The following is a 26,693-nucleotide window of genomic DNA, read 5'->3' as shown; positions in this document are numbered from 1 at the left end:
TTCGTGTGAGCGACGGACAGTCAGCTGTCGGGCGAGAACAGCGCGAGGAGCTCGGCCTTTCGGATCTTCCCGGCGGCGGTCATGGGGAAGTCCTCGACGAATCGCCACTGGCTGGGGATCTTGAAATGCGCCAGGCTCTTCGCCGCGAACCCGGCCAGGTCGTCGGCGGTCGCCGACGTCGGCGTGGCGAGGCGCACGACCGCGGCGACCTCCTCACCCCAGTGGTCGCTGGGCGCGGCGAGGACGGCGACGGCGGCGACCGCCGGATGTCGTAGGAGGACGTCCTCGACCTCGATGGGGTAGACGTTCTCGCCGCCGCGGATGACGACCTCGCGGGCGCGGCCGTGGATGCGGACCACGCCGTGCTCGTCAAGGGAGCCGAGATCGCCGGTGTGCAGGAACCCCTCGGCGTCCAGGACCTCGTCGGTGGCGGCCGGCATGTCCCAGTAGCCGATCATCGTCAGTGGCGAGCGGACCAGTACCTCGCCGACCTCGCCGCGAGCGGCGGTGTCGCCGGCCGCGCCGACGACGCGCAGCTCGGTGAACGGGGCCGCGCGGCCGACGGTGGTCGCGACGTGGACGGCGTCGCCCGCCGGGTCGGACTGGGTGATCATCGGACATTCCGACTGGGCGTAGGCGACGGAGACCGTCGCCCCGTGGGCCTGGAGCCGTTCGACGAGCGAGGGAGGCACGCTGGTCCCGCCGAGCCCGACCGACCTGACGCTGGCCAGCGCCTCGTCGAAGCCCGGGATGTCCAGCAGCGCGCGGAACATCGTCGGCACGCCGCCGGTGCGGGTCGCGCCGGTCGCGCGCATGAGGGCGACCTGGTCGGCCGGGTGGAAGCGGGACATCGTCACGTAGCTGGCGCCGGAGGCGAGGGCGGCCAGCACGACGACCACCGACCCGCCGACGTGGTGCAACGGCACGGGGTTGAGCCAGACGTCGTGCTCGTCGGCGTGGAAGGTCAGGGCGCGGACCTGCCCGGCGTTGAGCGCGGCTCGATGGCTGAGGGTCGCGCCCTTGGGCCGGCCGGTGGTGCCCGAGGTGAACTGGATCAGGAACGGGTCGTAGGGCCGGACGTCCGGGGGCTCCCACACGACCGGCCGCGGCCGAGTGGCGACGGTGTCGAGGTCGACCGGGTCGCACCGCGGGGTGCGGCTGACGAGGCCGGCCGCGCGGGCCCGCAGGTCGACCCCGCGGCTGTCGGAGCCCGCGAACAGCAGCCTGGGCGAGACGAGCGCGAGCGCGTGGGCGACCTCGTCGTCGGTCCACGCGGTGTTGAACGGAGTGAGGATGGTTCCGGCGAGCGCGCTGGCGTACTCGACGATCACCCATTCCGGCCCGTTCGCGGCCCACACGGCGACGCGCTGCCCCGGCCGGGCGCGGCTGGCGATGTCGGCCGCGGCCGCCTCGGCGGCGAGTAACAGCTCGCGGTAGGTGAGCGTCTGGAGGGCGGCGGGATCGTCGTCCACCGCCCAGCGCAACGCCGGACGGTCGGGACGGGCCGCCGCCTGAGCGCGCAGCTGGTCACCGATCGTGCGGTCGAGCAGCGGTTCTCCGGCCCGGGCGGCGACCCTGGCACCTGCGCTCACAGCACCTCCAGGCCGGCGGCGACCCGATCGAGTACCCGCGCCGACGAGGGCGGCGGGACGAGTTGCAGCGCGAGGTGATCGGCGCCGGCCGCTCGCTGTGCGTCGAGGCGGGCGCGCAGCGCGGTCGGCTCGTCCGGGACGACGAGCGCGTCGACGAGGGCGTCGCTCGTCTGCGCGAGGTCGGCCGCGGAGAACCCCCACCGGTGCAGGTTCTGCCGGTAGTTCGGCATCCCCAGGCAGAGCCCGAGGTAGCGGCGCAGGTCGTCGCTCCACCCGGTGCCGGTGTTCCCGACCGCGACCATCTGGGACGGGGCGATCCACGGGCCAGCGCCGACGGCCTCGCGGGCGGCGGCCGTGTGCGCGACCGGGCAGAAGTAGGTGTGCAGGCCGTCGGTGGCCTCGCCGGCGAGCTCGACCATCTTCGGGCCGAGCGCGCCGAGGAACCGCGGCGGCAGAACCCTGGGCCCGACGACGGCGTCCATGGCACCGAGGTAGTCGCGCATCGCGGTCAGCGGTTTGGCGTAGGTGCCGCCGCGGCTCTCGGCGAGATGGCGGTGGCTGGCGCCGAGCCCGAGGGCGAACCGTCCGGGGAAGGCCTGGTGCAGCGTGGACGCGGCCGCGACCATCGCCTCGGGGTCGCGGGCGTGGATCGTGGCGACCCCGAGCGCGACGGTGAGCCGGTCGGTGGCCTGCAGGTACAGCGCGGCGCGGATGAACGGGTCGACGCCGCTGTACTCCTGCAGCCAGATCGTCGTAAGGCCGGCCGCCTCGATGTCGCGGACGGCGCTGATCGCCTCGGCGGGAGCCATCCGGTCGAGGAAGCCGGCCCACAGGCCGACGCCGGTCGGCGGGGTGCCGCTCACGCCGGCACCCCGCGGCCGTGCATCTTCGCTGCTCCGCGGCCGTGCGCCTCTGCCGCGTCGTGCCGCGGACTGCGATCGATCTTCACCCAGACTCCTACATCCACATCGCGCAGGCTCGCCGCGCCGTCCTGCACTGATGTTGCGCCTTGCCGTTCCGGACTTTCTAGATCATTCTGGATATCACCTTAGAATTCTGTCATGGAGAACGCAATCGGTCGGCCGAGCCGGGTCGCGGCCCGCATCGCGGCTCAGACCGCCGCCGAACGTCGCCGGCCGGACTACGCGGGCGAGGTGTCCGCGCTGATCGAGGCGGCCCGGAAGGTCATCGAGGCGACCGGGACCACGGCCAAGGCCCGCGTGGCCGACATCGTCGCGCTGGCCGGGTTGTCGAACGACGCGTTCTACCGGCACTTCGCGTCGAAGGACGCGCTGGTGGCGGCGCTCATCGAGGACGGCGCCGAGCGCGTCGCCGTGACCCTCGACCGGCGGATGGCGCGGGAGCCCTCGATCGAGGGCAAGATCCGTGTCTGGGTCGACGGGACGCTCGCCCTGGCCGACGAGTCTCCGGCGGCGAGGACCACCGCGGTCCTGTGGAACAGCAGCACCCTCAACTCGTCGATCCCCACCGGCGACCAAGCCGCGACGGTCCCGTTCGCCGAGCTGCTGCACGAGCCGTTCGCGCTGCTCGGCAGCACCACCCCGGCCCTCGACGCCGAGCTCGTCACCCATGCCGTCCTGGGACGGGTGGCCGGCCATCTGCGAGCGCACACACGGGCCACTCCCGAGGAGAAGGACCGCCTCCTGCGGTTCTGCCTGTCGACGCCGACGACCGGCTAGGCCGCGGGATCGCGAAGGTCGGCCCGGCGGAGTGATCGCCGTTTTCGCCCTCGAATGGTCGTGAATCGGGCCTGGTCGCAACCGCTTGAGGGCCAAACTCGCGATCATGATCACGGCGCGGAGCGGGCGGGCCTTGTCAGGAGGTCGCGCGATCGGGCGGACGACCGACCGGCCCTGCGGCCGGCCATGATCGCCCCGCTTGGAGAGGGAGTCGTGTCCCGGACGGGCAGCTTTACCGGGCCGGCTGGACCTGTCAGCTTGGAGGCGTGCGGGCGCTGATCAGATACTGTGCGACGCCGGCCGGCCGCGTCGCCTATTCGACGATGGGTTCGGGTCCGGCCTTGTTGTGCGACTCGGGCTGGATCACCCATCTTCGCGGTCAGCTGGACCTGTTTTCTTTCGGTGCGTTTGTGGAAGGTCTGGCCCAGCATTTCTCGGTGATTCGTTTCGACAAGCCCGGATGCGGCCTTTCGGACCGGGACGGTGTCGATCTTTCGTTCGACGGGCAGGTCGCCGCGGCGCTGGCGGTCGCCGACGCGGCCGGCGCACGCCGCTTCCGGTTGTTCGGTGCCTCGCAGGGGGGCCAGCTCGCCGCCGCGATCGCGGCGAGGCACCCGGAACGCGTCGAGGCACTGGTGGTCTACGGAATGTGCGCCAGCGGTCGGGATCTGGCCCCGGCCGACGTCAGGACCTCGGTCGTCGCGCTGGTACGGGCGCACTGGGGGATGGGGCTCCAAGCGCTGGCCCGTGCGTTCGTGGCCGACCCCACCGCTGAGGATGTGGCGGCTTTCGCCCGGTTCCAGCGGGCGAGTGCCTCCGCCACGGCGGCGGCCCGGCTGCTGGAGGTCTACTACGACACGGACATCCGAGCGCTGCTCGCGGAGGTGCGGACGCCGACCGCGGTCCTGCACCGCGAAGACGACCGAGGGACCGGGTTCGAGCTGGGCCGCGAGGTCGCCGCCCGTGTTCCCGGGGCGGTCCTGGTCCCGCTGCTGGGCTCAAGCCACCTCTACTACCACGGTGACTGGCAGGCGGTCCTGGACGCGGTGCTCGCGTTTCTGAAGCAGCCTTCGCGCGGTGGGCAACGGCTGACCGCCCGCGAGCTCGAGGTGGCCGAGCTGGTCACCGAGGGTCTCACCAACCATGCGATCGCCGGGCGCCTGTCGCTGGCGCCGCGAACGGTCGAGACGCACGTGGAGAACATCCGTCGCAAGCTGCAGGTCAGTTCCCGGGCCCAGATCGCGGCCTGGACCACCGAACAACGGCTGCGCCAGAGCTTCTGACGGATCGGTCGAACGCCCGATGCCAGGGCCCGTGGGCCGGCTCAGGCCGGGAACGGTGTGGTTCTGGGCCGGTAGTTCACCCGATGGTTGGCCCGGTGCCGCGGTCCTAGCGTCAAACCCATGTCCCACGCATCGGCGCACTGCGGCGCCCACCTCCCGTACCTGGCCACTCCGGAGGCCTCATGACCATCCGGCGCGGCGTGGGACTCACGCCGATGGAGACCCGGCGAGATGTCATCGTCAAAGCAGCGGTGCTGGCCGAGGAGCTGGGCTACGAGGCCTTCGCGGTACCCGAGGGATGGGGGCTGGACTCCACCCCGATCCTGACCGAGATCGCGCTGCGCACCAGCCGGATCCGGCTCGCGTCAGCCGTCCTGTCGGTGTGGGGGCGCAGCCCGGCGACGCTGGCGATGACCGCCGCCACCCTGCAGGAGATCTGCGCGGGCCGGTATGTGCTGGGCCTCGGCGCCAGCACGAAGGCGCTGGTCGAAGGGTTTCACGACACCCCGTTCGAGCATCCGGCTGCCAAGCTGTGCGACGTGGTCACCCAGGTCCGCGCGCTGCTGGCCGGTGAGCCGGCCCAGCTGCGCCGCCTCCCGGGCGCGCACCCGCTGCGACTGGGCCAGCGGCCCGCCGCCGAGGTGCCCATCTGGGTGGCGGCGCTCGGCCCGCGTACCACCGAGGTGGCCGCTCAGGTCGGCGACGGCTGGATCCCCGCGCTGATGGCCCGGGATCACCTCGCCGCGTCGGCGGACCGGCTCCACCGGCTACGCGCGGCCGTCGCTCCCCAGCGGCCGGCTCTCACGGTGGCCGCCGGACCGATCACCGTCGCCGACGAGAACCCCGAGACCGCGCGGGCCATCGCCGCCGCCTGTACTGCCTGGTACCTGACCGCGATGGGCGGTGTCTACGCCCGGTCGGTGTCCAACCAGGGCTTCGCCACCCAGGTTGACGCGATCGTGGCGGCCAACCCACGGCCGAGCCCGCGCCGAGCCACGATCCCGCCCGCCGCGTGGCCGGTGCTCGACCAGCTCGCCGCGTACGGGACTGGCGACGAGGTCGGCGAGCAGCTCAAGGCGTGGGACCAGGCGGCCGACAGCGTCACCATCCTGCTGCCACCCGGCCTGCCGTGGCCCACCATCGAGGCCACCCTCGTAGCCGCGGCCCCGCCGACCGGCCCGGACACCGCCCGGCCTGACCCTCGTTCCGCGCGGGTTCTCGCTGAGGAGACGTGATGGGCTTCTACGACGACCAGGTGGTGCCCCGCCTTACCGATGTAGCCCTCGGCCGGCCGATGGAGGAAATCCGCGCCCGCGTGACGGCCGGGCTGGCCGGCGAGGTCCTGGAGATCGGTTTTGGCTCGGGACGCAATCTTCCCCATCTTCCGGCGGCCGTGACGCGCCTGCTCGTGGTCGAGCCCGCCGCCGTCGGACGCGCTCTCGCGGCGCCGCGCATCGCCGCGGTGTCCTTCCCGGTCGAGTTCATCGGCGACGACGGCCAGGCGCTGCCCGTGGCGGACGCGTCGGTCGACCACGTGCTCTCGACCTGGACGCTGTGCACCATCCCCGACGCCGAACAGGCACTGCGCGAGATCTACCGAGTGCTGCGACCTGGCGGCACGATGCACTTCACCGAGCATGGCCGCTCGCCCAGTCCGAGAGCCGCCCGCTGGCAGAACCGGCTCAATCCGGCCTGGGGCCGGTTCGCCGGAGGCTGCCACCTCAACCGTCAGATCGACGAGCTGGTGGAGCAATCCGGACTGACCCTGAAGTCGGTCCAGACGTATCCGATGGGCGGGACGGCGCTGCTCGGCTTCGCCTACGAGGGCATCGCCTCGAAACCGGGCTGACCGATCGGGCACTGCCGCGGGGCTGGGTGACCGGTCGCCAGATGCGCTGGCCTGCGGCCCCGTGACCCGGGCTGGATTCGGCTGATCGGCCAGCGGACAATCACTGCGTGATGGCTGCGAGTCAGAGCGCGACGGAGCGACCGGCTCGATCGATACGGCTGCTGCACGGCGCCGTCGGGGGGCCCGACGTCGAGCTGCTCCAGGACGCTCTGGCGGCGGTCGGCTATGACCCGGGCCGGCTGGACGGTATCTACGGACCCTTGACCGCTTCCGCGGTTCGCCGCTACCAAGGGGTCCGCGGTATCGCCCAGGACGGCATTGTCGGGCCGGCGACCTGGGAAGCTCTGGCGGCCGAGCCGAATTCGCCGCTCGCCGGCCGGCCGCTGCGGGTGACCATCGCCGGGGCGGTCGCGGGAGACGACGTCCGGCGAGTTCAGGAGGGGCTGAGCTCCGCGGGTTTCGACCCGGGACCAATCGATGCTGTTTACGGGCCGATGACGGCCCGCGCCGTACGTCGATTTCAGCTCGTTCACGGCCTCGGCGCCGATGGCATCGTCGGGCCGCGCACCCTGGCGGCGTTGACGGAGCGGCGGCTCGGTCTGACCCCTTCGGTGGCCTCGGTCCTGCAGGCTGTCGGGGACGAGCCGGTCAGCCCTTCTGGCCTGGCCCGGACGATTCTGCGGGACCATCCCCATTACGCCGGTGGTCGTGCCAGCGAGGTCACGTTTGCCACCGAACCAGCCGAGGTGCGCTTTCGCGCGGTTCGCTGGCTCGGGCATGTCCGGGCCCTGTTCAGGCCCGGCCTGGTGCGTCTTCTGCGCGGCCGGTTTGTCGTCGTCGGGCTCTGCCTTCTCGACCCGAGCCTGGCCGGCCGGCTGGGCCGGGTTTTCTTCGACGAGCTGATCGGTGAGCTTCACTACGACGGCCAGCCTGGCGGCGAGTTCCAGGCTTCGCTGACCGCCCGCGGCCGACGGGCAGCCGACCGGTTGAACGGCTCGCCGGCACGGTCGCTCGCCCAACTCACTCCGGCCGCGCGCCGCGCGTTCGGCCACGCGGAGGCGCTTCGACTCGACGCGGGCGCGCAACACGTGCACACCGATCACCTGATGGCCGGTCTGCAACGGGCGGGCACCGGCTCGGCCCTGCGGCTGCTGAGCCGAGCCCACCTGGAAGCGGACGACCTCACCGCGCTGCTCGGCGAGACGAGCGGGCATCGGCTGCCCGAGACGTCGTCGCCCCGGCGGCTTGACGAGGTGCCACCCCTGTCCAGCCACGCCGCCGAGGCGTGGGAGCACGCCTTCCGGGTCGCCGACGCGATCGGTTCGGAGGTCGTCCGGAGCCGGTACCTGCTGCACGGCCTGCTGTCCGTCGACGGGTGCACGCTCGTCCACGCGCTGGCCGGGCGGGGCGTGCGCGCCGACGGGATCGACGGCTGGGACGAGCCCGTGCCTGCCGCGGCCGACCAACCGATGCTGCTCGCCGGGGCCCGCGCCGACACCGTGCCCGAGCCGGGGGAAGGGCGGTTGCGGGACGCGGACCGGCTGGGGGCGGCGGACTACGTCGAGATGCTCGCCTCGGTCCTGGTAGCGAAGGACACGCCGCCACCGCTGGCCGTCGGGCTGTTCGGCTCGTGGGGCAGCGGCAAGAGCTTCTTCATGGCCCAGCTGCAGGAGCGGATCGACGAGCTGGCGGCCGGCGCCCTGTTGGCGGCGAAAGCGGACGAGGAGACGCCGTTCCACGGCAGAATCCGCCAGATCAGGTTCAACGCGTGGCACTACGCCGACGCGAACCTGTGGGCCAGCTTGGCGACGGCGCTGTTCGACGGCCTCGTCCGGCCCACCAGGGCAGACGCCACCGCGCAGGACGCCGCGGTCGCCGGCGAGCTCGAGAAGGCCCGGAACACCGTCGCCGCGAAGCGGGCCGAGCGGGAGAAGAAGGACTGGCAGGCGCGAGCGGCGGAGCGGGCGGCCGGACGGGTGACAGCCGTCCTGACCGAGCCGCTGCGGATCGCCATCCGTGAGTTCCGGGACCGTCCCGAGCTGTGGCAGCAGGTGCGCGCGCTCGGCCGGGCGGCGACCGGCGACGAGGCCGGCGTGCCCCGGGCGGACACCGAGACGGACGCGGCTGCCGAGCGGACGATCGCCGCGCTCGGCGGGGTCGAGGACCTCGTCGGGAAGATCAGAGCTGTCCGCCTGCTCGCCACCGAGGAGCTGGTGGGCCAGCCACGGCGGCGGTGGCTGACGCTGGCCAGCCTGCTCGTCCTCCTGGGCGCGGCGGGCGCCGTGGCGGCGCTCACCGGCTGGCCGCCCGGCGCGAAGGTCGCGGCGTTCGCCGTCCCGTTCCTCGCGCCGGCCGCCGTCGGCGTGACGGCCGCGACGCGCCTGCTGCGCCTCGTTCGGGAGGCGAGAGAGCAACGGGAGCTCAGAGTCTTTCAGGCCCGGGACGCGGCCGCGCGGGCTCGCGTCGAGGAGGAGGAAGCCGAGGCCTGGGTCGCGCTGCTCGACCGCCGCCTGGCCGAGCAGCGGAACAAGGGGGCGCGGCTACGGCAGTTCGTCCGCGCCCGGGCGGCCAGCTCGGACTACCGCGACCAGCTCGGGGTCGTTTCCAAGCTCCGCCGCGACCTGGAGCAGCTGGCAGAGCTCATCGAGATCGGCCCCCACGTCCAACCCGTCGGCGGGCCCGCGGTCGTGACGAGCCCAGCGGACCGGGATCCGACCGGCGCGGACCCGGTGGACACAGTCCGCGTGACCGATCCGGCGACGGAGGCGGCGGCGCGGGCGAAGCAGCGGGAGGTCGAGGCCGCCGTCGAGGACCTGGCGGACTGGCAGGTACGACGGATCTTCCTCTACATCGACGACCTCGACCGCTGCTCGCACGGCACGGTCGTCGAGGTGCTTCAGGCCGTGCACCTCCTGCTCGCGTTCAAGCTGTTCGTCGTCGTGGTCGGCGTGGACAGCCGCTGGCTCACCCATTCCCTGCGCGTTCACTACGCGGAACTGCTCGAGGAGCCCTCCGACTATCTGGAGAAGATCTTCCAGGTCCCGTTCGCGCTGCCCCCGATGGAGACAGACCACTACCGAAGCCTGATCGCCGATCTCGTCGCGCAGAGATCCCCCGCCTGGTCCGTGGCCACCGCCAGGTCTTCGGACGACGAGTCGGATCGCCGCGGACAGACCGGCCCGGAGCCTCCTGTCGACGAGTCGCCGCCTGGGGACCGTGCGACACCGCCGCCATCGACGCCCCCACCTGACGACCCCGAGCTGGATGCGCGTCCGGCCGGTCTGCCGCCTCCGCCCCCGGAGGCGCTGCTCATCTCCGCCGCCGAGGCGTCGTTGCTCGGCGAGCTGAGCGAGGCCGTGGCGACCCCCCGATCCGCGAAACGCCTGATCAACATCTACCGCATGCTGCGGGTATCCGTTCGTCCCGACGAACGGGACGGTTTCACGCCTGGCCGCGGCAACGAGTACCAGGCCGTGATCGTGCTCCTCGGGATCCTGGTCGGACGGCCGTCCGAGGCCGCCGCGGTCTTCGAGAGCGTGCGGACCGCGGCGCCCGACGACGAGATCTGGGACATCCTGGCCGCCTACGAGGACGTGGCGCGGGTGCTCGCGCCCTTGCGGGACCGGCGGCGGGTGAGTGTCACCCATGTCGACCCCTACCAGCGCTGGGCACCGCGGGTGGGCCGTTTCGCCTTCATCCACCACGCCGTTCCACCGACAGGCGGCCCGCCCCGACCGGCGCTGGCCGCGGCCTCCCGGCCTCCCCTCCAGATCGTTCCGGATTCCCCTCCAGGGACGCCGGCCCCGCGCGACCGGTAGGGCGGTGGCCTGAGAACCGATCAACCGCCGAGACGCTCGCCCGACGCCTGACCCGGCCTACGAGCCGTGGCGCACGTCGCGGAACGGGACCCCGCGGTCGAGGGAGGTCTCGCGGGGCATGCCGAGGACGCGTTCGGCGATGGCGTTGCGGGCCATCTCGGTGGTGCCGCCCGCGATGCTCATCAGCTGGCGGACCAGGTAGCTCGTGCCCTGGTCGCCCAGCAGCTGCCCGGTCTCATCGTCCAGGGAGGCGGCGACGGCGTCGGGGCCGGCGAGCTCGAAGCCGATCGCCGAGAACCGCCCCGCGGCCACGCCGTGCATCAGCCGGCTGAGGGAGGCGAGCTGGTCGGAGGCCCCGCCGGTGGCGATCGTCGTGTGGACCCGGTGATCCAGCTCGCGCATCGCGACGCTCAGCGCGTGAGCCTCCCCGATGAGATCCCGGGCGGCCGGGTCGTCCAGCCTGCCGGCGGCCTCGGCCAGGTGCATCAGCCCGGCGGCCGGCCCGTCGGCGGCCTGGCCGCCAGCGGTCGCGGTGGGGTGCAGGGTGAGCGGCGACGAGTGGAAGGTGCGCTCGTAGAACAGCCACCGGGTGGCCACGGTCCAGCCGTCGTCGACGCCGCCGACGCGGGCGCTGTCCGGGACCACGACGTCGGTGAGGTACTCCTGGCAGAACTCCCGGTTGCCGTTGATCATTTCGATGCGGGAGACCTCGATGCCCGCCTGGTGGATTGGCAGCATGAAGACGCTGAGGCCGCGGTGCTTGGGCACGTCCCAGTTGGTCCGGGCCAGGCAGAGGCCCCAGTCGGACCACCAGGCGCCCGTCGTCCAGATCTTCGATCCGTTGAGCACCCAGTCGTCGCCCTGGCGCACCGCGCTCGTGCGCACGCCGGCCAGGTCCGACCCCGAGCCGGGTTCCGAGAGGAACTGCATCCACAGCTCGTCGCCGCGCAGGATCGCGGGAATGTGGGCCAGCTTCTGCTCGTGCGTGCCGAACTCCAGGATGACGGCGGCGCAGGGGGTCATCGTGGGCACCTGGAACCGCCAGGGATAGCGGTAACCCGCCATCTCCTCGTTGAACACGGCGGCGTGGGCGGGAGTGAGGCCGAGGCCCCCGTACTGCTTGGGGAAGCAGATCCCGGCGAAGCCGCCGTCGAACAGCAGCCGCTGCAGCCGCCGCTCCTCGGCGACCTCGGCCAGCTCCTCCTCGTCGGAACGGGTCGCCATCTGCCGCGCCCCGCCCGCCGGGACGGTGGGCATGTTCTCGCGCAGCCAATCGCGGGCCCGCAGCCGGAAGTCCTCGATCGGTTCGAGCTCGCCGGTGCTCACAGGTCCGTCGCCTTCCGCTCGTGGTTGCGCCGTTCGAGGAGGTTCGTCAACCGCAGCCGATGCTCGCGGGGCGTCCCGATCAGCGCGTGTCCCAGCGCGACCCGGCGCAGGGAGAAGTGCAGGTCGTGCTCGAACGTGAGGCCGATGCCGCCGTGCATCTGGACGCAGTCCTGGCACAGCTCCGGGCCGTGGTCACCGATGTAGGACTTCGCGACGCTGGCGAGCTCGGTGGCCCGGTCGGCGTCGTCGCCCGCGGCTGCCTCGGTCGCGGCGTCGACGAGCGCGTGACTGGTCTCCAGCCACAGCTTCATGTCGGCGAACCGGTGCTTGAGCGCCTGGTACGAGGCCAGCGGCCGGCCGAAGGAGTACCGGTCCGCCGCCCAGGCGACGGTCAGCTCGAAGGCCCGGTCCATTGCCCCGGCCATCTCGGCCACCTGGATGACCAGCGCCTCGCACAGCTGCCGCTCCGCCTCGGCGGCCGCGTGACCGGGCTCGCCGAGGACCGCCGTCGCCGGCACCTGAACCCCGTCGAAGGCGACCCGGGCGAAACGGCGGGTCACGTCGATCGACCGCAGCTGGGTGACCGTCACCCCCTCCTGCGTGGCGGGCACGAGCAGCTGCACCAGGCCGCCCTCGGCGCGTGCGGTCACCAGGAACAGGCCGGCCTGCGCGCCGTGCTCCACGGGGGACTTGACCCCGGAGAGCACCCAGCCGGTGCCCGACCGCTCGGCGACGGCGGCGATGTCGCCCAGCCCGGAGTGCGGACGCGGCTCGCTCCAGCACCACGAGGCGACCGCCTCGCCGGCGCACAACGCGCCCAGCGCCTCGGTCGCAGACTCCCCGCCGACGCGCGACAACGCGGAGGCGACGACGTTCGTCGACAGCAGCGGGCCAGGGGCCGCCGCCCGGCCGAACTCGTGGGCCACCAGCGCCAGATCGCCCAGCCCGTTGCCGCTGATGCTTCCGCCGCCGTGCTCCTCGGTCACCAGCATCGACGTCCAGCCCAGCTCGGCACCGGTCTTCCAGTAACCCGGCTCGTAGCCCTCCGGCGCGTCCCGAAGCTCGCGCAACACGCTGGTCGGTACCGCGTCCTGCAGGAACCTCCGGGTTGTCCCGACGAAAAGCTCCTCGTCAGCCGTCAGGCCTGACTTCACGTCTTTCCCTCCACGTCCATCAGGCATCCAGTTCCGCCAGGATGGGCCACGCGGGCCGGCGGGCGCCTCAGACGGAGACGCTGACACCCATGAGCCGGGCGAGGTTCCCACCCATGATCTTGCGGATGGTCTCCTCGGGCGCCCCTTCGAGCTCCTTGACGTAGCTGACCGGGCTGGCCAGGCCCTCGGGGTGGGGGTAGTCCGACCCGAAGAGCACGTTGTCCTCACCGATCATCTCGGCGAGCGCCGGCAGGTCGTCCTCCCAGAACGGGCTGACGTGGACGTTGCGCTTGAAGACCTCGATGGGGTTCTCCAGGAACGTCTGCGGCATCTTCTTGTAGGCGTTCTTCAGCGACTTCAGCAGCGGTTCGACCCAGCTGCTGCCGTTCTCGATGACGGCGATCTTGAGCGCTGGGAAGCGCGACAGCGCACCGTGGCAGATCAGCGACGCCACCGAGTCCTCGATCGGGCGCCACAGCCCGATCAGCCCGAACGCGCTCTGGTTCGCGAACGGCGTGTACTCGTTGTTGATGCCGATCCAGTCGTCGACGTAGCGCTGGTAGCCGCTGTCGGAGGAGTGCATCGCGACCAGGACGTCGTGCTGGACGACTCGCTCCCAGAAGGGATCGAACTCCGGCAGGCCGAACGACCGCGAGCCACGGATGTCCGGCACCGGCGCCGGCCGGATCAGGACGACCTTCGCGCCGCGCTCGACGACCCAGTCCAGCTCCGCGATCGCCTTCTCGACGTTGGGAAGCGTGATCACCGGAGTGCTGAAGATCCGGTCCAGGCCGTTGTAGTTGAACTGCCACGTCTCGTACATCCACTCGTTGAGCGCGTGGATGACCGCGTGCATCGCCCCGACGTCGTCGCGCAGCCGCTCCTCGACGAGGCTGGCCAGCGTCGGGAACATCAGCGCGCGGTCCAGCCCCTGCTCGTCCATGAGCTCGATCCGGGCGGCCGGCTCCTGGAAGGCCGGGAGGGAGCGCATCGGCTTGCCGACGATCTCGCGGTAGCTCCGGCCCTCGGGGTTGCCCTTCCGGTAGTAGTCCTCCTGGGCTCCGGGCCTGGCGACCACCGCGAAGGTCGGGTTCGGGATGTAGTCGCTGATCTGGCCCTTGACCGCGATCTTGGTGCGACCGTTCACCTCGACGAACGTGATGACGCTCTTGTAGCGCTCCGGCAGGAACTTCGTGAGCGCGTCGGCGGTCTCGTAGAAGTGGTTGTCGCAGTCGAAGACGGAGTACTCAGCCATGGGCCGATGATACGGCCAACGGTAACCTTACCGTCAACTGTAACCACTGTCCTCGGTAAAGTTACCGTGGACTGCAGTCATGCTTGGGACGGTAGGTTTGCAGCATGAGCGAGCTGACTTTGCGGGACCGGACCCGCGCGAAGCGGCGCGCGGCGGTCGTGCTCAGCGCCCTGCGGCTCTTCGCGGAGCAGGGCTACGAGTCCACGCCCATCGCCCAGATCGCCGACGACGCGGAGGTCTCCCCCCGCACCGTGTCGCTGTACTTCGCCTCCAAGCGTGACCTCGCGCTCGCCTACCAGGCCGACGCCGCCAAGCGGTTCAACGACACCCTGGCCGAGCGCCAGGACGGCGACACGACGCTGGACGTCTTCCGCCGCTGGCTGGAGGACGAGATCGGTACCCATGGCGAGGTGCGCAGCCTGCACCACGCCATGGTTCGGGCCAATCCGACGCTGCGCGGTGCCCAGAGCGCCGAGAGCCTGGAGGGGCGGCGGGCCACCGTCCTCTCACTCGCCCGGGATCTCGGTCGCTCGCCCGACGACGTCGTGGTCGCGCTGGTCGGCGGCGCGATGGACGGGGTGCTCACCGCCCTGAGCGAGGTCCGGCCGGACGAGGCCGATCCGAGCGAGGCGCTGGAGGCCGCCGAGCGCATGCTGCTCGCCCTGACGGACTCCGCGCGGGCCGAGGCCGGCGACCGAGCCGGGCGAAAGAAGTCCTCCCCGCGCGCGAAATAACCGCCGCCGGCCCGCCTCGGCGCCGGGCCTTGCCGGCCCGCCCGGCCGCGTGTTACACATTGCGTCCAGCATCACTTAGGCGACTGCCAAACGACACGACGTAGGGGACACGGCGTGTGGGGCGGTCCGGGTCGTCGTGCCGCGCAACCCGCGCCGCTGAGTCGGCGATGTCACGACGTCGCCGGCCCGTTGGGTCGCCCGGGGCCACGCCGCTGCATGCCGCCCGGCTCGCGGCTCGGCCACACCGGATCCAGCCTGAACCGAGAGCGCGAAGAGATCATTCGCGTAACGATGGGAGGCACCACTTCATGGACCTGCCTCGATTACACGGCCGTAGGGTCGCCGTCGCTCTTGCCGCAGTGATCGCGATCGTGTCCACCGCGCTCGCCGGGTGCGGTGGGTCGCCCGTCGCGGCCAACCAGAGCGTGAACCACTGCACCACCCAGGCACCGGGCGTGACGGCGAACGCTATCAAGATCGGCCTGATCCAGCCCGACACCGGCCCCGCCGAGATCGCGGACATGTTCGGCGGGTCGCGCAGCGCGGTCCAGGCCCGTGTCGACCTGCAGAACGCCCACGGCGGTGTCAACGGCCGCAGGATCGACCTCGTCTGGGGTGACGACCAGACCACCCCGTCGGGATTCTCGCTGGCGGCGCACGACCTCGTCGACACCCAACAGGTCTTCGGCCTGGTCGCGCTGACGGTGGTCCTCGACGGTGCGGCGACCTGGCTGCAGTCGAAGAACGTCCCGGTCACCGGGTTCGCCTCCAGCGCGGACTGGAGCGACTTCCCCAACGTCTTCCACTTCGGCAACCTGTTCAACAAAGGGACCGTCTCGACGTACGGCGACTATGTGAAAGCCGAGGGCGGCACAAAAGCCGTCATCGTCATCGACCCGAGCGCGGCCACGTCACCGAACCTGATCGCGGCGCTTGCCGCCAGTCTGCAGAGCCGCGGCGTCCAGGTGGTCGACCAGGTCAAGTTCACCCACGGGATGAGCAGCGCCTCGAACATCGCCGCCGAACTACAGCAGTCGGGAGCCGACGCGCTGGTCGGCACCGCGCAGGGCGCCGACTTCGTCGACATCTACTCCCAGGCGATGAGCCTCGGGATCCCGATCAAGGTCGCTCTCAACGCGGGCGGTTTCAGCGCCTCCCTCCTCACGACCTTCGGCTCCAAGATGGCTGGGCTGTCGACCATCTCGACCTTCGCGGCCCCGACGTCCCCCGCGATGAAGACGTACAGCAACGCGATGGCCACCTACTCGCCCGAGCTGAGAGACCCGAGCGACGAGATCGCGATCGCCTCCTACGTGGCGGCCGACGAGATGATCAAGGGCCTCCAGCTGGCTGGCCCCTGCCCGACCCGCGCCACCTTCATCGACAGGCTGCGCCAGGTCACGGACTTCACCGGCAGCGGCCTGATGCCACCCGTGGACCTTTCCAAGCCCAAAGAGCCCCAGCTCTGCGAGAACTTCGTCAAGGCCGACCCCACCGGCCGCAGCTTTACCGCGGTCCCCCCGCCGGCCGCCCTCGAACACGACGGATTCTGGTGCGGCCAGGTCGTCCCAACTCAATAGCCGGGCCCGGCGCGGCGTGCACGGAGTGATCCGGAGAGAAGTCGTGCGGCTGCTCCCATTTCCCTGACCCCCAACTGGGGGTCAGGCGTTGTCTGGGGTTTGGGCGCCGCCCAGAGCTTCCCGTGCTGGCCATCCGGATAGCACTCTGGCTTGTCGCCGTTCCGATACGGTTGGCGGTCGGTGTCACATATGGCTGGGGGAAAGCAAATGGGCATTAGTTTCGCGCGTGGCCGGCCGCGGGGGGTCGGCTGGCTCAAACGGGGGGCCGTGGTCGCGGGTGCCGCGGTCGGGATCACCGCCCTGGTCGGAGGTGCCGCGGTCGCCGCGCCGGCCAGTCCCGGGACTCTGAAGCTCGTGACCGGGCAGGCCGACAGCGGCGCCCACGGCGTCGCGCTGGGCTGGTCCTACGCGGCGCCCGCGAAGGCCTCCGTGACCGGCACGATCAAGATCGTCGTCCCGAAGGGCTTCTCCGCGCCGCGGACCGGCGCGCTGACGGCGCCGGGGAATGTGCTCACGGCCTCGACCTGCGCACGTTTCAGCGTTTCCGGTACGGCGTCCCAGGCCAACGGCTCGACCATCCTGTCCATCGCCACGAACTGCGCGGCGGGCAAGGTCGGGGCCATTCTCATGACCAACGTCACCGTGCCTGGCCCGGTGGGCGTGTACGAGTTCCCGGCCACCTTCACGCCGACGGGCTCGTCTCCGGTCGCCTTCACCGGGGCCGACACGGTCCAGATCAAGCCTGGCCCGCTGGCCACCCTGAAGATCAGCCCGGCGACGGCGACGATCGCCGCTGGTGGGAGCCAGGCGTACACCGTCGCGGGGTATGACGCGGCCGGCAACGCGCTCAGCTCCGCCGCCCTGGGCAAGGTCACCTTCGGGATCACCCCGGATGGCAAGTGCACCGGCGCGGTCTGCACCGCGAGCAAGGCCGGCGCCCACACCGTCACGGCGACCAGCGGCAAGATCAAGGCGACGGCGACACTGACCGTCGGCGGGACGACGCAGACCAGCGCCGACCTGGCCGTCACGGAGATCGTCTCCACCGCCACGCCGACCTACTACACGAGCGTGTCCTTCACGACCACGGTGACGAACACCAGCGCCACGGCCGCGGCGACCGGCGTCGCCGTGCACGTCGCGGTCCCCGCCGGGGTCGGGTCACCCGTCGGGACCCCGTCCGGTTCCACCACCTACAACCAGGCGTCCGGTACCTGGACGGTCGGGAGCCTGGCCGCCGGTGCCAGCGCCACCCTGACGATCAGCGGCCTCGCGGGTGACGTCGCCCTCGGCGCTCAGACCGTCAACGCCACCGTCACCTCGACGACGACCGACCCGAACCCGGCGAACAACACGGCGTCGGCGACCGAGATCCCCAAGCCGGCAGCGATCGCGGTCACCATCACCCCGAACCCGGCCAACCCCGACCCGATCGACGTCGGCGTTCCCGGCACGGTCAGCTGGAGCGCTTCGGCCGCCAACGCCGCCAACCCCGCGGCGCCGGCACCGGCCGGGACGTTCCGCTGGAGCTGCATCGGCGCCAACGGCGAGCCCTGCGGAATCGCCTCGTTCGACGGCCCGACGCTGTCACTCTCGACCACTGGGCTGCCGATCAGCGAGACCACTCTGTACGCGTTCTTCACCCCCGACCCCGCGAACGGCAACTACGTCCAGGACGTGGCGAGCGCGGTCAGCACCTTCACGCCCACGTACACGCCTCCGCCGCCGACGAAGTCCGACCTCGCGGTCGCGGTGTCGGTCAGCAACAGCTCGCCGGCCTACTACACCGACGTCACGTTCACGGCGACGGTGAAGAACACCAGCGCCATCACCGCGACGGGCGTTTCCGCCAGCGTCGACGTTCCGACCGGCCTGGTGTCGCCGACGGTGACGCCGTCAAGCTCGACGGCTTTCGACCAGGGGACGAGCACCTGGACGATCGGTGACCTGGCACCTGGCGCCAGCGCGACGCTCACGGTCAGTGCCCTGGCCGGGAATGTCTCCGCTGGTGCGCAGACGGTCAACGTCGCGGCGACCGCCACGAACGCGTCCTCCGCCTCCTACGCGGCACAGGCGGTCGAGACCTCGCAGCCGGCGCCGGTCACGGTCGTGATCAGCCCTGACCCCAACAACCCCCCGTCCGACAACGTCGACCTCGGCGACCCGGGCAACCTGAGCTGGACTGCGTTCTTCGCCAACGCCGACAACGCGTCGGCCCCAGCGCCTACCGGCGTGGTCGTCTGGGCCTGTCAGACGCAGAGTGGTAACCCCTGCCCGTTCGTCCCGGCGTTCGACCCGACGGCGAACCTGACGGTGCTGACGTTGAAAATCAGCGATCTCCAGATCGACGTCTACACCATTACCGCGACATTCGTCTCGAACGGAGATAGCAACTACGTTCAGCAGTCCGTGAGCTCGTCGGTGACCTTCACGACGACCAACAGCGGCGGCTGATTCGCGGCGGGGTTCGGGCGCCACGGCGCCCGAACCCCGTTTGCGTTCCGGGTCGTCAATCCGACAGGCCGGGTGTGCGCGGCGCGTCGCCATGCAGCCTTGGCTCGTGCTCGACACCTCGACGACTCATGCATTCGAGCGTTGGCGGTGCCGGTTCGAGGAGAACCGGCACCGCACGGACCCGGACTGGAGCCGAGGCGCCGAGATCCCCACGGCTCTGGCGGCCGGCCTCGCCCCTGGCGGGTGGCCCTTGATCGCGGTTTTCGCCCTCGGGTGGTCGTGATCAGGGCGTTTCCGCAACCACTGGAGGGCGCAAACGGCGATCACCGGCATCGAGGTGGTGGCGCGTGCCCGGCCGGGGCGGCGGTAGCCATCTGTGGCCAGATCGTCGGCGTGACCTGAGCTCAGTGGTCTTCGGTAGCATCGCGCGCGTGACAGCGCTAGATCCATTCCGGGTCGACGTGCCGGACGATGTCCTCACCGACCTGGCCGAGCGCCTGCGGCGGGCCCGGCTGCCGAATGCGATACCGGGCATCGGCTGGGAGCAGGGGCTCCCCGCGGAGGTGCTCCAGGAGATCATTCGCTACTGGCTGGACTCCTATGACTGGCGGGTCCACGAAGCCCGGCTGAACCGCTACGAGCAGTTCACCACGACGGTCGAGGGACAGCGTTTCCACTTTCTGCACATTCGGTCGCGCCACGCGTCGGCTGTCCCGTTGTTCCTGACCCACGGCTGGCCTGGCTCCGTAGTCGAGTTTCTCGACGTGCTCGACGCGCTCTCCGATCCGGCCGACCCTGCCGACGCGTTCCACCTGGTGGTGCCTTCGCTGCCCGGATACGGGTTCTCCGGTCCGACCACGCAGGCCGGCTGGAACCCCAGGCGGATCGCCGCGGCCTTCGGTGAGATCGCCGACCGGCTCGGCTACCAGCGCTATGGCGTCCAGGGTGGGGACTGGGGCGCGATCGTCTCCTACAACATGGCCGAGCTCCGGCCAGAACGCGTCCTCGGCTTGCATGTCAACCTGATGAACGTGCCGCCGCCCAGCGGCGAGGCAGCCGCTCCCCCCACCGCGTGGGCGCGGCGGATGGGACGCGCTGGCGGTGGCTACGACCTGATTCAGGGGACCAGGCCACAGACGATCGGCTACCTGCTCGACGACTCGCCGGCCGGGCTGGCGGCCTGGATCATCGAGAAGTTCTACGAATGGACCGACCGGTCCGGCGGCAGCCTCGTCCTCACGGAGGACCAGATGCTGACCAACGTGATGGTCTACTGGGTGACACGCACCGGAGCGTCTTCGGCCCGTCTGTACTGGGAACGACGTCAGGCCCCGGAGACGATGGTGCCGCGGCGACGGGTCCTGGTGCCGACCGGAGTGGCCAACTACCCGGGAGAACTGGTCCGGTCACTCCGGCCGCACGCCGAGCGGTTCTTCAACATCGTGCACTGGTCCGAACTCTCCCGCGGGGGGCACTTCCCCGCGATGGAAGTGCCGGACCTCTTCGTGGAGGACGTTCGGGCATTCTTCCGGCCGCTGCGGTGACCCGCTTCCGCGAGCCGACCAGTGACCACTGGTCCAGCGGGGCGGAGCCTTCTCAGCCGAGGTTGGCGCCGTACACGTGGTCGACCGTCATGCGCATGAGGACCCTGCGGTCGGCGACCATCACGGACCGGTACTCGTCCCAGTCCGGGTGCTCGCCCGCCGCGGCGCGGTAGTAGTCGACGAGCGCCTGGACCTCGGAACCGTGCGGGTCGGCACCCGGCCCGACGAGCGTCACCGCGCCTTCCGCGGTGGCCCAGGCCCGGCCGTCGGGACGGGTGACCTCCAGCGCGGCTCGCGGGTCCCGCCGCAGGTTCGCCGTCTTGGCACGTCCCTCGGTCATCGAGACATAGAGGACGCCGGACCCCCGGTCGTAGAAGGGCAGGACGGGAGAAAGCTGCGGGCGGCCGTCCGACCTGATCGTCGCGAGGACACCGAGCCGGCTTTCGGCGAGCAGTTCGTGCGGGTCGAATGGCGTGCCAGTCATGTCCGTAGCAAGAGCTCCGCCCCGCCACGCATTCCGGCGGCGCAGGCCACGGCTCACAGCAAAGAACGTGGCCACGCACGTGCCGTTGCGGTGCTAACCCAGCGTCAGTGCCGGATGGTCGTGGACACGGCCGTGTCCTGCGACGTCTTCATCCCGCCCACCGCGCCAGCCCGCGCAGCGACGTCGCGATGGCCATCAGGCTGGTCACACCGACCGTCGCCCACCAGACGTTCGACGAGACGGCACCCGGCTCGGTGATGGTTGCCGGGAACGTCTCCACATGTCGGCCGATCGGGCCCACCCGCGGCAGCGCGACCAGGGCCAGGGCCAGCGCCGTCGCCGCCACGGGGCCGGGCTCACCGGTGCGCCGGCGGGCAGTGACGGCGACGGCGAAGCCCAGCACCAGATTTCCCAGCATGGCCAGGCCCATCGCCGGTGTGGACAGGCCAGGATGCCGCAGGGCCATTGCGGTGATCAGCAGAAAGGCGGCCGTCGCCGATGGGATGAGGGCCGCGGCGCGGACTCCGGCCAGGCGGGCCGGCCGGGTCGGGGTCACGTCCACGACGGCGCTGGCCGGTTCGTCCAGCGCGAAGGCGGCCGCGGCGGCGAACAGCGCGCTGGCGGCGGCGAGAAGGGCGGGGCCGGACGGCGCGTGGGCCAGCGCGACCCCGGCCATCCCGAGCGTCAGCGCCAGGATGGTGACGGCCCCGATCGCCGGCCACGGCACGGCGCGCAGGAGGACCAGCGCCGGGCGCTGCGGGAGCCGACCGGCGCCGGACCGCCCGCGGCGCCTGCCGGCAAGCCGGTCGTCGGGCGGGTCATCGGTCGTCACCACGGTCGGGTGTGCCCGTCCGGGTACGTGACCAGCGCGTGGCCCAGCCCGCCGGTGAAGGCCAGGATGAACAGCGCGGCCGCGGTCAGGAGCAGGACGCCCAGCGCGCCCAGCAGCCGGCGGCGGGCCGGGCCGGTCGCGCCGCGCACGAGCCCGGTCAGAAACGTCAGGCCGCACAGGGCGAGCTGCCAGCCGAGGAAGTACTCGGGCGAGCCCCGCCAGGTCGTGACCTGCCCCTCGCCGCCGGGGGAGTCGAAGAAGTAGGCGTACGGCGCGAACAGGCGCAGCGCGGCGACCAGGAGCGAGCCCGGGTAGGCGTAGGCGAGCCCGGTGACCACAAAGATCCAGACGCCGATCGCGACGACCACCACGGGCAGAACCCACAGGGTGCGGGCCCAGCGCGCGACCGCGATGCCCAGCAGCGGGCCGCCCAAAGCCGAGACCGCGACCTGCCCGGCCAGGATGGTGACCTGGTCCGCCGGGCCGAACACGCCGAAGGCCGGGCCGCGCAGTCGCTCCATGACGACGAGGGCCAGCAGGCTTCCAACGCCGAAGACGAACGGCACGAGCGCGGCCAGGCTCATCGCGGCCGTCCGCACGGGGGCCGGCGTCGGCGTCACCGCCAGCGTCTCGGCTGTCCTGTCGAGTGCCTGGCTCAGCCGGAAGCCAATCGCGATGCCGAAAACCCCGAGGAACATCGCCGGAGCGCTGTGAAGGCCGTTCAGGTCGCTTATCGGGTGGCGCAGCGTCGAGTACATCATCAGCCCGGTCAGGGCCAGGCCAACGACGAACAGCGGGTTCGACACGTAACGCCGGGCCTCCAGCCAGGCCAACGCCGCGAGTACGCGAACGGACGTCGAGCGGCGGGAGGCCCCGTACGGGGTGCCTTCGCGCCTGCCGGCCCACTCGCCGCCGGTGCCGCCTCGGTCGACAGTGTCAGCCGCGGGCGCGGTCATGACATCCTCGCCGGTGCCGCGCTCTGACCGCGCAGAAGGAGGTAGGCGTCCTCCAGCGACGGCTCGACCAGCTCGGCGCCGGCCGGGGCGTGCTCGGCGAGGTTGCGGTACCGGCCGGTGCCGGTCCGCCACGAGACGGGCGCGTCCGGATCGGGCTGGTCGGCCAGCCACACCCGGCCGGCGGCCCGCTCGACAAGCTGGGTCACGCCGCCGTCGTACCGGATCCGGCCGCCGTCGAGGACGACGACCCGCTCGCACAGGGCGGCGACGTCGTCGGTCTGATGGGTCGACAGGACGACGAGGGCGGTCCGGCCCAGCTCGGCCAACACCGTCCGCAGCGCCGCCCGCTGCTCCGGGTCGAGCCCGGCGGTCGGCTCGTCCAGGACCAGCAGACCCGGCGAGCCGAGCAGCGCCTGAGCCAGCCCCAGCCGCCGGCGCTGACCACCGGACAGGGCCCGGACGCGCTTCCCACCGAGCCCGCCGAGGTTCACCGCCTCGAGCACCCGACGCACCTCGGCGTGCCGGGGCCCGGGAGCCGTCCACTCCTTCAGGACCGCCACATAGTCCACGAACGCGAACGCCGTGAAGCCGCGGGGGAATCCGACCTCCTGGGGGAGGTAGCCGAGCCGCCGCCGGATCTCGGTCCGCTGCCGCGGGAGCGCCGGGTCGAGGCCGAACACCGACAGCCGGCCCCGGCTCGGCGCCAGCGCGGTCGCGATCATCCGCAGCAGGGTCGTCTTGCCCGCGCCGTTGGGGCCCAGCAGGCCGACGACTCCTGGCTCCAGCGTGAGCGACACCGCGTCCACCGCCCAGGTAGCGCCGTATCTGCGACCGACCTCGTCGAGCTCGACTGTCGCGGTCATACCCAACCCCCTCCCGCTCGTGGCTGACGCAAGTGCCGGTGTCGAGCCAGCAGAACCACGACCGACACGACTGCCAGCGCGAGATAGCCACCCAGGTACGCCGGCCGCAGCACGGCGCGGGCCGAGCCGGCGAGCGCCGTCCCCAGCGTGATCAGGAACCAGACCACGCTGATCCCGGCGGCCGCGCTCAGCGGGGTCGTCCAGGTCGAGGCGGCCAGGACGCAGCCGACGAAACCGAGCGACGGCAGCAGCCACAGGTAGGAGATGTTGCCGGGCAGGAACGCGCTGACCACGACGGCGGCCGGGAGCCCGACGCCCAGCACGGCGAGGCAGCGCAGCAGCACCAGGCGCAGGGCCGGGTACGGCGTTGCCAGCTCGGTCTCGACCGCCGGCTCGATGCTTGGGTCGTAGCTGAGCGCCACGGCGACGCAGGGCAGGAGCGGCGCGACCATCAGGAAGACCACCTGGCCGCGGCCGTGGGCGAACTGGGTCGCTATCAGGGCGAACGCCAGCACCAGCAGGATCCCGGCCAGCCACGGGACTCGGAACGCCGGGGCCAGGGTTACCAGCCGGGCGTCCGCCGGCGGCAGGCCGACCCGTCGCAGCAGCCGCTCGAAGGCCGGGACTTCGGGCAGCTCGATCACGTCGCGGACGTTCATCCACACCGCGTCCAGCTCGGGCAGTTCGGCCCGCTCAGCCAGGCTGGGCCGGGCCCGCACCGCCCCTGCGACCCGGGCCCGGCAGGGCGCGCAGACCAGCAGATGCGCTTCGCTCGACGCGGCCTGGGCGAAGGTCTCAGTTCCATCCACCCACCGCGCCAGCGCGTCATCGTCCACGTGCCAGGCGCTCATGCGACTCCTTCCGCCAGCGTCGCCCGCAGCTGGGCTTTGGCCCGCGACAGGCGGGTCTTGACCGTGCTCTCCGGGACGCGCAGCAGCCGGGCGGCCTCCTTCGCGGTCAACCCGTCGAGCACGACCGCCTGGATCACCGCCCGCATCTGCGGCGAGAGCCGGGCCATCGCCTGCCCCACGTCGCCGTACTCGACCGCGACCAGAACCTGCTCCTCGGCGGCGGGCACCGAGCCCGGCTCCGGCGGCTCCGGGACGACGATCACGTCCCGCCGGCTGCGCAGCCGGCTGACCAGCCGTCGGACCGCGATGCCCCAGATCCAGGCGGCGACCTCCCCGTCACCGTGGAACCCGGCGGGCTTGCGCCAGATCGCGACGAACGTGTCCTGTAGCGCGTCGGCGACGACCTCACCGTCGTTGCAGCGCCGGGCCAGCCGCACCGACAACCACGGCGCGTGCCGGTCGTACAGCTCCCGGAGCGCGTCCAGATCGCCGGCGCCGACCGCGGCCAGCAGGGCCGCATCGCTCCCGACGTCCGTCATGACCTGACTGTCGCGCCGACGGCCTGAAAAAGACTCACCCGCCGCTGAATCCTTTCCGCCATGCCCATGCGACAAGGGGACTGTAGCCGGCGCAAGTCACCCGCCCGAGTGATTAGGAGCGAACAGTGACCCGACAAACGACCCCGCGCCGCGTGCGCCCAAGCCCCCACCGGGGCCTACCGGTAACCCCTGCGGGAGAGGAACTGCGATGACGACTTCTCGACGCCGAACGCTCGGCCTCGCGGCCCTCGGCTCGGCCGGGGTGCTGGACCTTTCCGCGCTCATCGGCCTCGCCACTGGGGGTCCGGTCGGCATCATCTTCCTTACCGCCGGCCTCGGCCTGGCGACGGTTGTCGCCGCCGCGGCCGCGTCCCGCGGCAGTCGGACGGGCCTACAGGTCGCGGTTGCCGTCCGCGTCATCGATACCGCGCTCGGCATCCCGTGCTGGTTCGTGGACACCCCGGCCTGGTACTTGACCGTCGTCGCGGCCATGTTCGCGCTGACGATCGCCGGTATCTGGCTGACGACCCCAGGTTTGCGCCGGACGAAGCCCGCTGCGGCCTAGCCCCATCCCGCCTCCGCCCGGCGACCCGCTCGTGCCCCCGAGGACTATTGTCCGCGCCATTCGACCCATAGAAAGGTGACGTTGTGGTGATCTCGGTCAGGGCGTCCCGTCGATTCACGGGAGCGTCACCGTTCAGTCTGGTCGCGGTGGCTCGTCTGGAACATCGCCCATTCCCTGTGAGCGTTCGAGAAATGGCCAGCGCCGAGAGTCGGGAATTCGACGGCCAGATCTCGTCCGGGGATGTGGACTGCTCCTACATGGTGACGCTCTACAACTCGGGCAGGTGGTTCGTCACCGCGGACTTCCATGACAATGGTGGCATCCTCGGCGATGCCTTCGTGCTGGAGTTCCCGGTGGCCGGTGGTCGGGGAATCCGGCTCGACCACGGGACTTCGGCGCTGGGCGCCGGCGATACCCTCCGGATGAACGACGATGGCCTGGACCCATTCATCCGTGAGCATTGGCCGGCCATCCGTGACACCCCGCTGACGGCAAAGCTGTTCGTCTCTCCCGACATCATGACTCTCGTCGTCGGGATCTTTGTCGGGATCTTGGCGATTGGGTCCGTAATCGCCGCCGGCAAGTTTGTTTCGTCGGATGGGAAAACGGTGGTAGGCCCCTGTGCGAACCAGCTTCCAGGCGATCACGGTCAATGCCTGCAGTTTCGACATGTCTCGGAAGGCGATCCCGGGTCGTCGACGATAACCGGGTGAGTCGTGGACATTCGCCTTCGAGAGACACTGGCCACGGCGGTGAAGTCAGAACCGTCGGCGAACCTATCTGTGAACGTCGTCCTCGAGGCCTTTCGTATTCCGCGGCCGATAAGGATTCAGGACGTCGTAGCGGGGCTGGAACCGATCAACTTACAGTCTTCTTTCCATGATGCCAGCTGTGAAGGTTCCTGCAGCATAGTCATATCTCATGACGGCAGGGTCAGCTACAGCGGCCACGTACATAATGGCGGCGTGCTGGATGCCCGTTACATGGTCATCACCAGTATACCGACTTTGACCGTGCCCGTGCTGATCGCACATCAGTCCAGCGCAGGCGGCACGGTCGGACTCGACAAGCGTCGCGATGACTGGGATTTACAAGGATTCTCGTCCGAGGCGGCCAGTGACTGGTGGTCGTTCCGAGCCGCGACAGAACACGCCAGGACCGACTTCGGCGCGAGTACGGGTGCGTTCGAGGTCGTGTCATCTCTGTTCGGGGCGGTGCTGGCCGGCGCGGCGGCCGGAGAAGTCATATTCCATCTCTGAGCCCGCTGGCATCACGCACCACGGCTCGGATCGAGAAAGGAAAGCGAACAAGATG

23 protein-coding genes are annotated in these 26,693 nt (G+C 71.1%); 12 read left to right on the top strand and 11 right to left on the bottom strand.

Translation table 11 applies throughout. From position 1 onward, the window contains the following. Positions 1 to 20: 20 nt before the first annotated feature. Both FRAEUI1C_RS34670 and FRAEUI1C_RS34665 read right to left on the bottom strand, forming a co-directional pair. Entirely contained in the window at positions 21 to 1,592 is a 1,572-nt protein-coding gene (locus FRAEUI1C_RS34670) for a class I adenylate-forming enzyme family protein (protein ID WP_013428065.1), read from the bottom strand. Then, positions 1,589 to 2,455, bottom strand: coding sequence for an LLM class flavin-dependent oxidoreductase (locus FRAEUI1C_RS34665; RefSeq protein ID WP_013428064.1), 867 nt, complete (start codon positions 2,453 to 2,455; stop codon positions 1,589 to 1,591). The genes FRAEUI1C_RS34670 and FRAEUI1C_RS34665 overlap by 4 nt, the downstream gene beginning before the upstream one ends. A gap of 198 nt (positions 2,456 to 2,653) precedes the next feature. Between FRAEUI1C_RS34665 and FRAEUI1C_RS34660 the strand changes: the two genes are divergently transcribed. The 5 genes from FRAEUI1C_RS34660 (at position 2,654) to FRAEUI1C_RS41775 (ending at position 10,242) form a co-directional block, all read left to right on the top strand. After that, complete coding sequence (locus FRAEUI1C_RS34660) at positions 2,654 to 3,292, top strand: TetR/AcrR family transcriptional regulator (RefSeq protein ID WP_013428063.1); 639 nt, start codon at positions 2,654 to 2,656, stop codon at positions 3,290 to 3,292. Positions 3,293 to 3,615: 323 nt separating this feature from the next. Then, positions 3,616 to 4,575, top strand: a complete 960-nt coding sequence (locus tag FRAEUI1C_RS34655) for an alpha/beta fold hydrolase (protein ID WP_269724380.1) — start codon at positions 3,616 to 3,618, stop codon at positions 4,573 to 4,575. A 182-nt stretch (positions 4,576 to 4,757) separates the two neighbouring features. Beyond that, positions 4,758 to 5,810, top strand: a complete 1,053-nt coding sequence (locus FRAEUI1C_RS34650; protein WP_013428061.1) for an LLM class flavin-dependent oxidoreductase — start codon at positions 4,758 to 4,760, stop codon at positions 5,808 to 5,810. Beyond that, positions 5,810 to 6,424 carry a class I SAM-dependent methyltransferase gene (locus FRAEUI1C_RS34645; RefSeq protein WP_013428060.1) on the top strand — a complete coding sequence of 205 codons (615 nt, stop codon included), beginning with the start codon at positions 5,810 to 5,812 and terminating at the stop codon, positions 6,422 to 6,424. The genes FRAEUI1C_RS34650 and FRAEUI1C_RS34645 overlap by 1 nt, the downstream gene beginning before the upstream one ends. Positions 6,425 to 6,534: 110 nt before the next feature. Further along, positions 6,535 to 10,242, top strand: a complete 3,708-nt coding sequence (locus FRAEUI1C_RS41775; RefSeq protein WP_041259837.1) for a peptidoglycan-binding protein — start codon at positions 6,535 to 6,537, stop codon at positions 10,240 to 10,242. Positions 10,243 to 10,299: 57 nt separating this feature from the next. On the opposite strand, the gene FRAEUI1C_RS34635 is transcribed toward FRAEUI1C_RS41775, so the two are convergent. The 3 genes from FRAEUI1C_RS34635 to FRAEUI1C_RS34625 all read right to left on the bottom strand — a co-directional run bounded on the left by FRAEUI1C_RS34635 (position 10,300) and on the right by FRAEUI1C_RS34625 (position 13,977). Beyond that, positions 10,300 to 11,568, bottom strand: a complete 1,269-nt coding sequence (locus FRAEUI1C_RS34635) for an acyl-CoA dehydrogenase family protein (protein WP_013428058.1) — start codon at positions 11,566 to 11,568, stop codon at positions 10,300 to 10,302. Then, on the bottom strand, positions 11,565 to 12,722 hold the full coding sequence (locus FRAEUI1C_RS34630) for an acyl-CoA dehydrogenase family protein (RefSeq protein WP_013428057.1): 1,158 nt from the start codon (positions 12,720 to 12,722) through the stop codon (positions 11,565 to 11,567). Before FRAEUI1C_RS34630 ends, FRAEUI1C_RS34635 begins: the two co-directional genes overlap by 4 nt. A 67-nt stretch (positions 12,723 to 12,789) precedes the next feature. Further along, positions 12,790 to 13,977: an amidohydrolase family protein gene (locus FRAEUI1C_RS34625; protein ID WP_013428056.1), complete on the bottom strand. Its 1,188-nt coding sequence runs from the start codon at positions 13,975 to 13,977 to the stop codon at positions 12,790 to 12,792. Positions 13,978 to 14,081: 104 nt separating this feature from the next. Between FRAEUI1C_RS34625 and FRAEUI1C_RS37015 the strand changes: the two genes are divergently transcribed. The 4 genes from FRAEUI1C_RS37015 to FRAEUI1C_RS34595 all read left to right on the top strand — a co-directional run bounded on the left by FRAEUI1C_RS37015 (position 14,082) and on the right by FRAEUI1C_RS34595 (position 20,289). Beyond that, positions 14,082 to 14,711, top strand: coding sequence for a TetR/AcrR family transcriptional regulator (locus FRAEUI1C_RS37015; protein WP_013428055.1), 630 nt, complete (start codon positions 14,082 to 14,084; stop codon positions 14,709 to 14,711). 308 nt (positions 14,712 to 15,019) lie between these two features. Continuing rightward, a complete protein-coding gene (locus tag FRAEUI1C_RS34615; protein ID WP_013428054.1) occupies positions 15,020 to 16,291 on the top strand; it encodes an ABC transporter substrate-binding protein in 1,272 nt (423 codons plus the stop codon). 207 nt (positions 16,292 to 16,498) lie between these two features. Further along, positions 16,499 to 18,745 carry a DUF11 domain-containing protein gene (locus FRAEUI1C_RS40610; protein ID WP_013428053.1) on the top strand — a complete coding sequence of 749 codons (2,247 nt, stop codon included), beginning with the start codon at positions 16,499 to 16,501 and terminating at the stop codon, positions 18,743 to 18,745. Between the two features lie 431 nt (positions 18,746 to 19,176). Next, a complete protein-coding gene (locus FRAEUI1C_RS34595; protein ID WP_041262174.1) occupies positions 19,177 to 20,289 on the top strand; it encodes an epoxide hydrolase family protein in 1,113 nt (370 codons plus the stop codon). 52 nt (positions 20,290 to 20,341) lie between these two features. On the opposite strand, the gene FRAEUI1C_RS34590 is transcribed toward FRAEUI1C_RS34595, so the two are convergent. From FRAEUI1C_RS34590 to FRAEUI1C_RS34565, 6 genes are all read right to left on the bottom strand, one after another. After that, positions 20,342 to 20,773 (bottom strand): PPOX class F420-dependent oxidoreductase, encoded by a 432-nt coding sequence (locus FRAEUI1C_RS34590; protein ID WP_013428051.1) that lies wholly within the window; start codon positions 20,771 to 20,773, stop codon positions 20,342 to 20,344. Between the two features lie 148 nt (positions 20,774 to 20,921). Further along, the gene (locus FRAEUI1C_RS34585) at positions 20,922 to 21,605 is read right to left on the bottom strand and encodes a hypothetical protein (protein ID WP_013428050.1); all 684 of its coding nucleotides are present in this window, start codon (positions 21,603 to 21,605) and stop codon (positions 20,922 to 20,924) included. Continuing rightward, positions 21,602 to 22,561, bottom strand: coding sequence for a hypothetical protein (locus FRAEUI1C_RS34580; RefSeq protein WP_013428049.1), 960 nt, complete (start codon positions 22,559 to 22,561; stop codon positions 21,602 to 21,604). The genes FRAEUI1C_RS34585 and FRAEUI1C_RS34580 overlap by 4 nt, the downstream gene beginning before the upstream one ends. Then, entirely contained in the window at positions 22,558 to 23,424 is an 867-nt protein-coding gene (locus FRAEUI1C_RS34575) for an ATP-binding cassette domain-containing protein (RefSeq protein WP_013428048.1), read from the bottom strand. Before FRAEUI1C_RS34575 ends, FRAEUI1C_RS34580 begins: the two co-directional genes overlap by 4 nt. Further along, positions 23,421 to 24,275 carry a hypothetical protein gene (locus tag FRAEUI1C_RS37010; protein ID WP_013428047.1) on the bottom strand — a complete coding sequence of 285 codons (855 nt, stop codon included), beginning with the start codon at positions 24,273 to 24,275 and terminating at the stop codon, positions 23,421 to 23,423. The genes FRAEUI1C_RS34575 and FRAEUI1C_RS37010 overlap by 4 nt, the downstream gene beginning before the upstream one ends. Then, positions 24,272 to 24,814, bottom strand: coding sequence for an RNA polymerase sigma factor (locus tag FRAEUI1C_RS34565; protein ID WP_013428046.1), 543 nt, complete (start codon positions 24,812 to 24,814; stop codon positions 24,272 to 24,274). Before FRAEUI1C_RS34565 ends, FRAEUI1C_RS37010 begins: the two co-directional genes overlap by 4 nt. A gap of 208 nt (positions 24,815 to 25,022) precedes the next feature. On the opposite strand from FRAEUI1C_RS34565, the gene FRAEUI1C_RS34560 reads away from it, so the two are divergent. The 3 genes from FRAEUI1C_RS34560 to FRAEUI1C_RS40005 all read left to right on the top strand — a co-directional run bounded on the left by FRAEUI1C_RS34560 (position 25,023) and on the right by FRAEUI1C_RS40005 (position 26,638). Continuing rightward, positions 25,023 to 25,379 (top strand): hypothetical protein, encoded by a 357-nt coding sequence (locus FRAEUI1C_RS34560; RefSeq protein WP_013428045.1) that lies wholly within the window; start codon positions 25,023 to 25,025, stop codon positions 25,377 to 25,379. A 191-nt stretch (positions 25,380 to 25,570) separates the two neighbouring features. Continuing rightward, positions 25,571 to 26,092 (top strand): hypothetical protein, encoded by a 522-nt coding sequence (locus FRAEUI1C_RS34555; RefSeq protein WP_013428044.1) that lies wholly within the window; start codon positions 25,571 to 25,573, stop codon positions 26,090 to 26,092. 3 nt (positions 26,093 to 26,095) lie between these two features. Continuing rightward, the gene (locus tag FRAEUI1C_RS40005; protein WP_157735206.1) at positions 26,096 to 26,638 is read left to right on the top strand and encodes a hypothetical protein; all 543 of its coding nucleotides are present in this window, start codon (positions 26,096 to 26,098) and stop codon (positions 26,636 to 26,638) included. Positions 26,639 to 26,693: the final 55 nt, after the last annotated feature.

This window comes from Pseudofrankia inefficax (assembly GCF_000166135.1).
Taxonomy (GTDB): domain Bacteria; phylum Actinomycetota; class Actinomycetes; order Frankiales; family Frankiaceae; genus Pseudofrankia; species Pseudofrankia inefficax.
The sequence above is the reverse complement of the archived record's forward strand: the minus strand, read 5'-3'. Positions and strand labels throughout refer to the sequence as shown.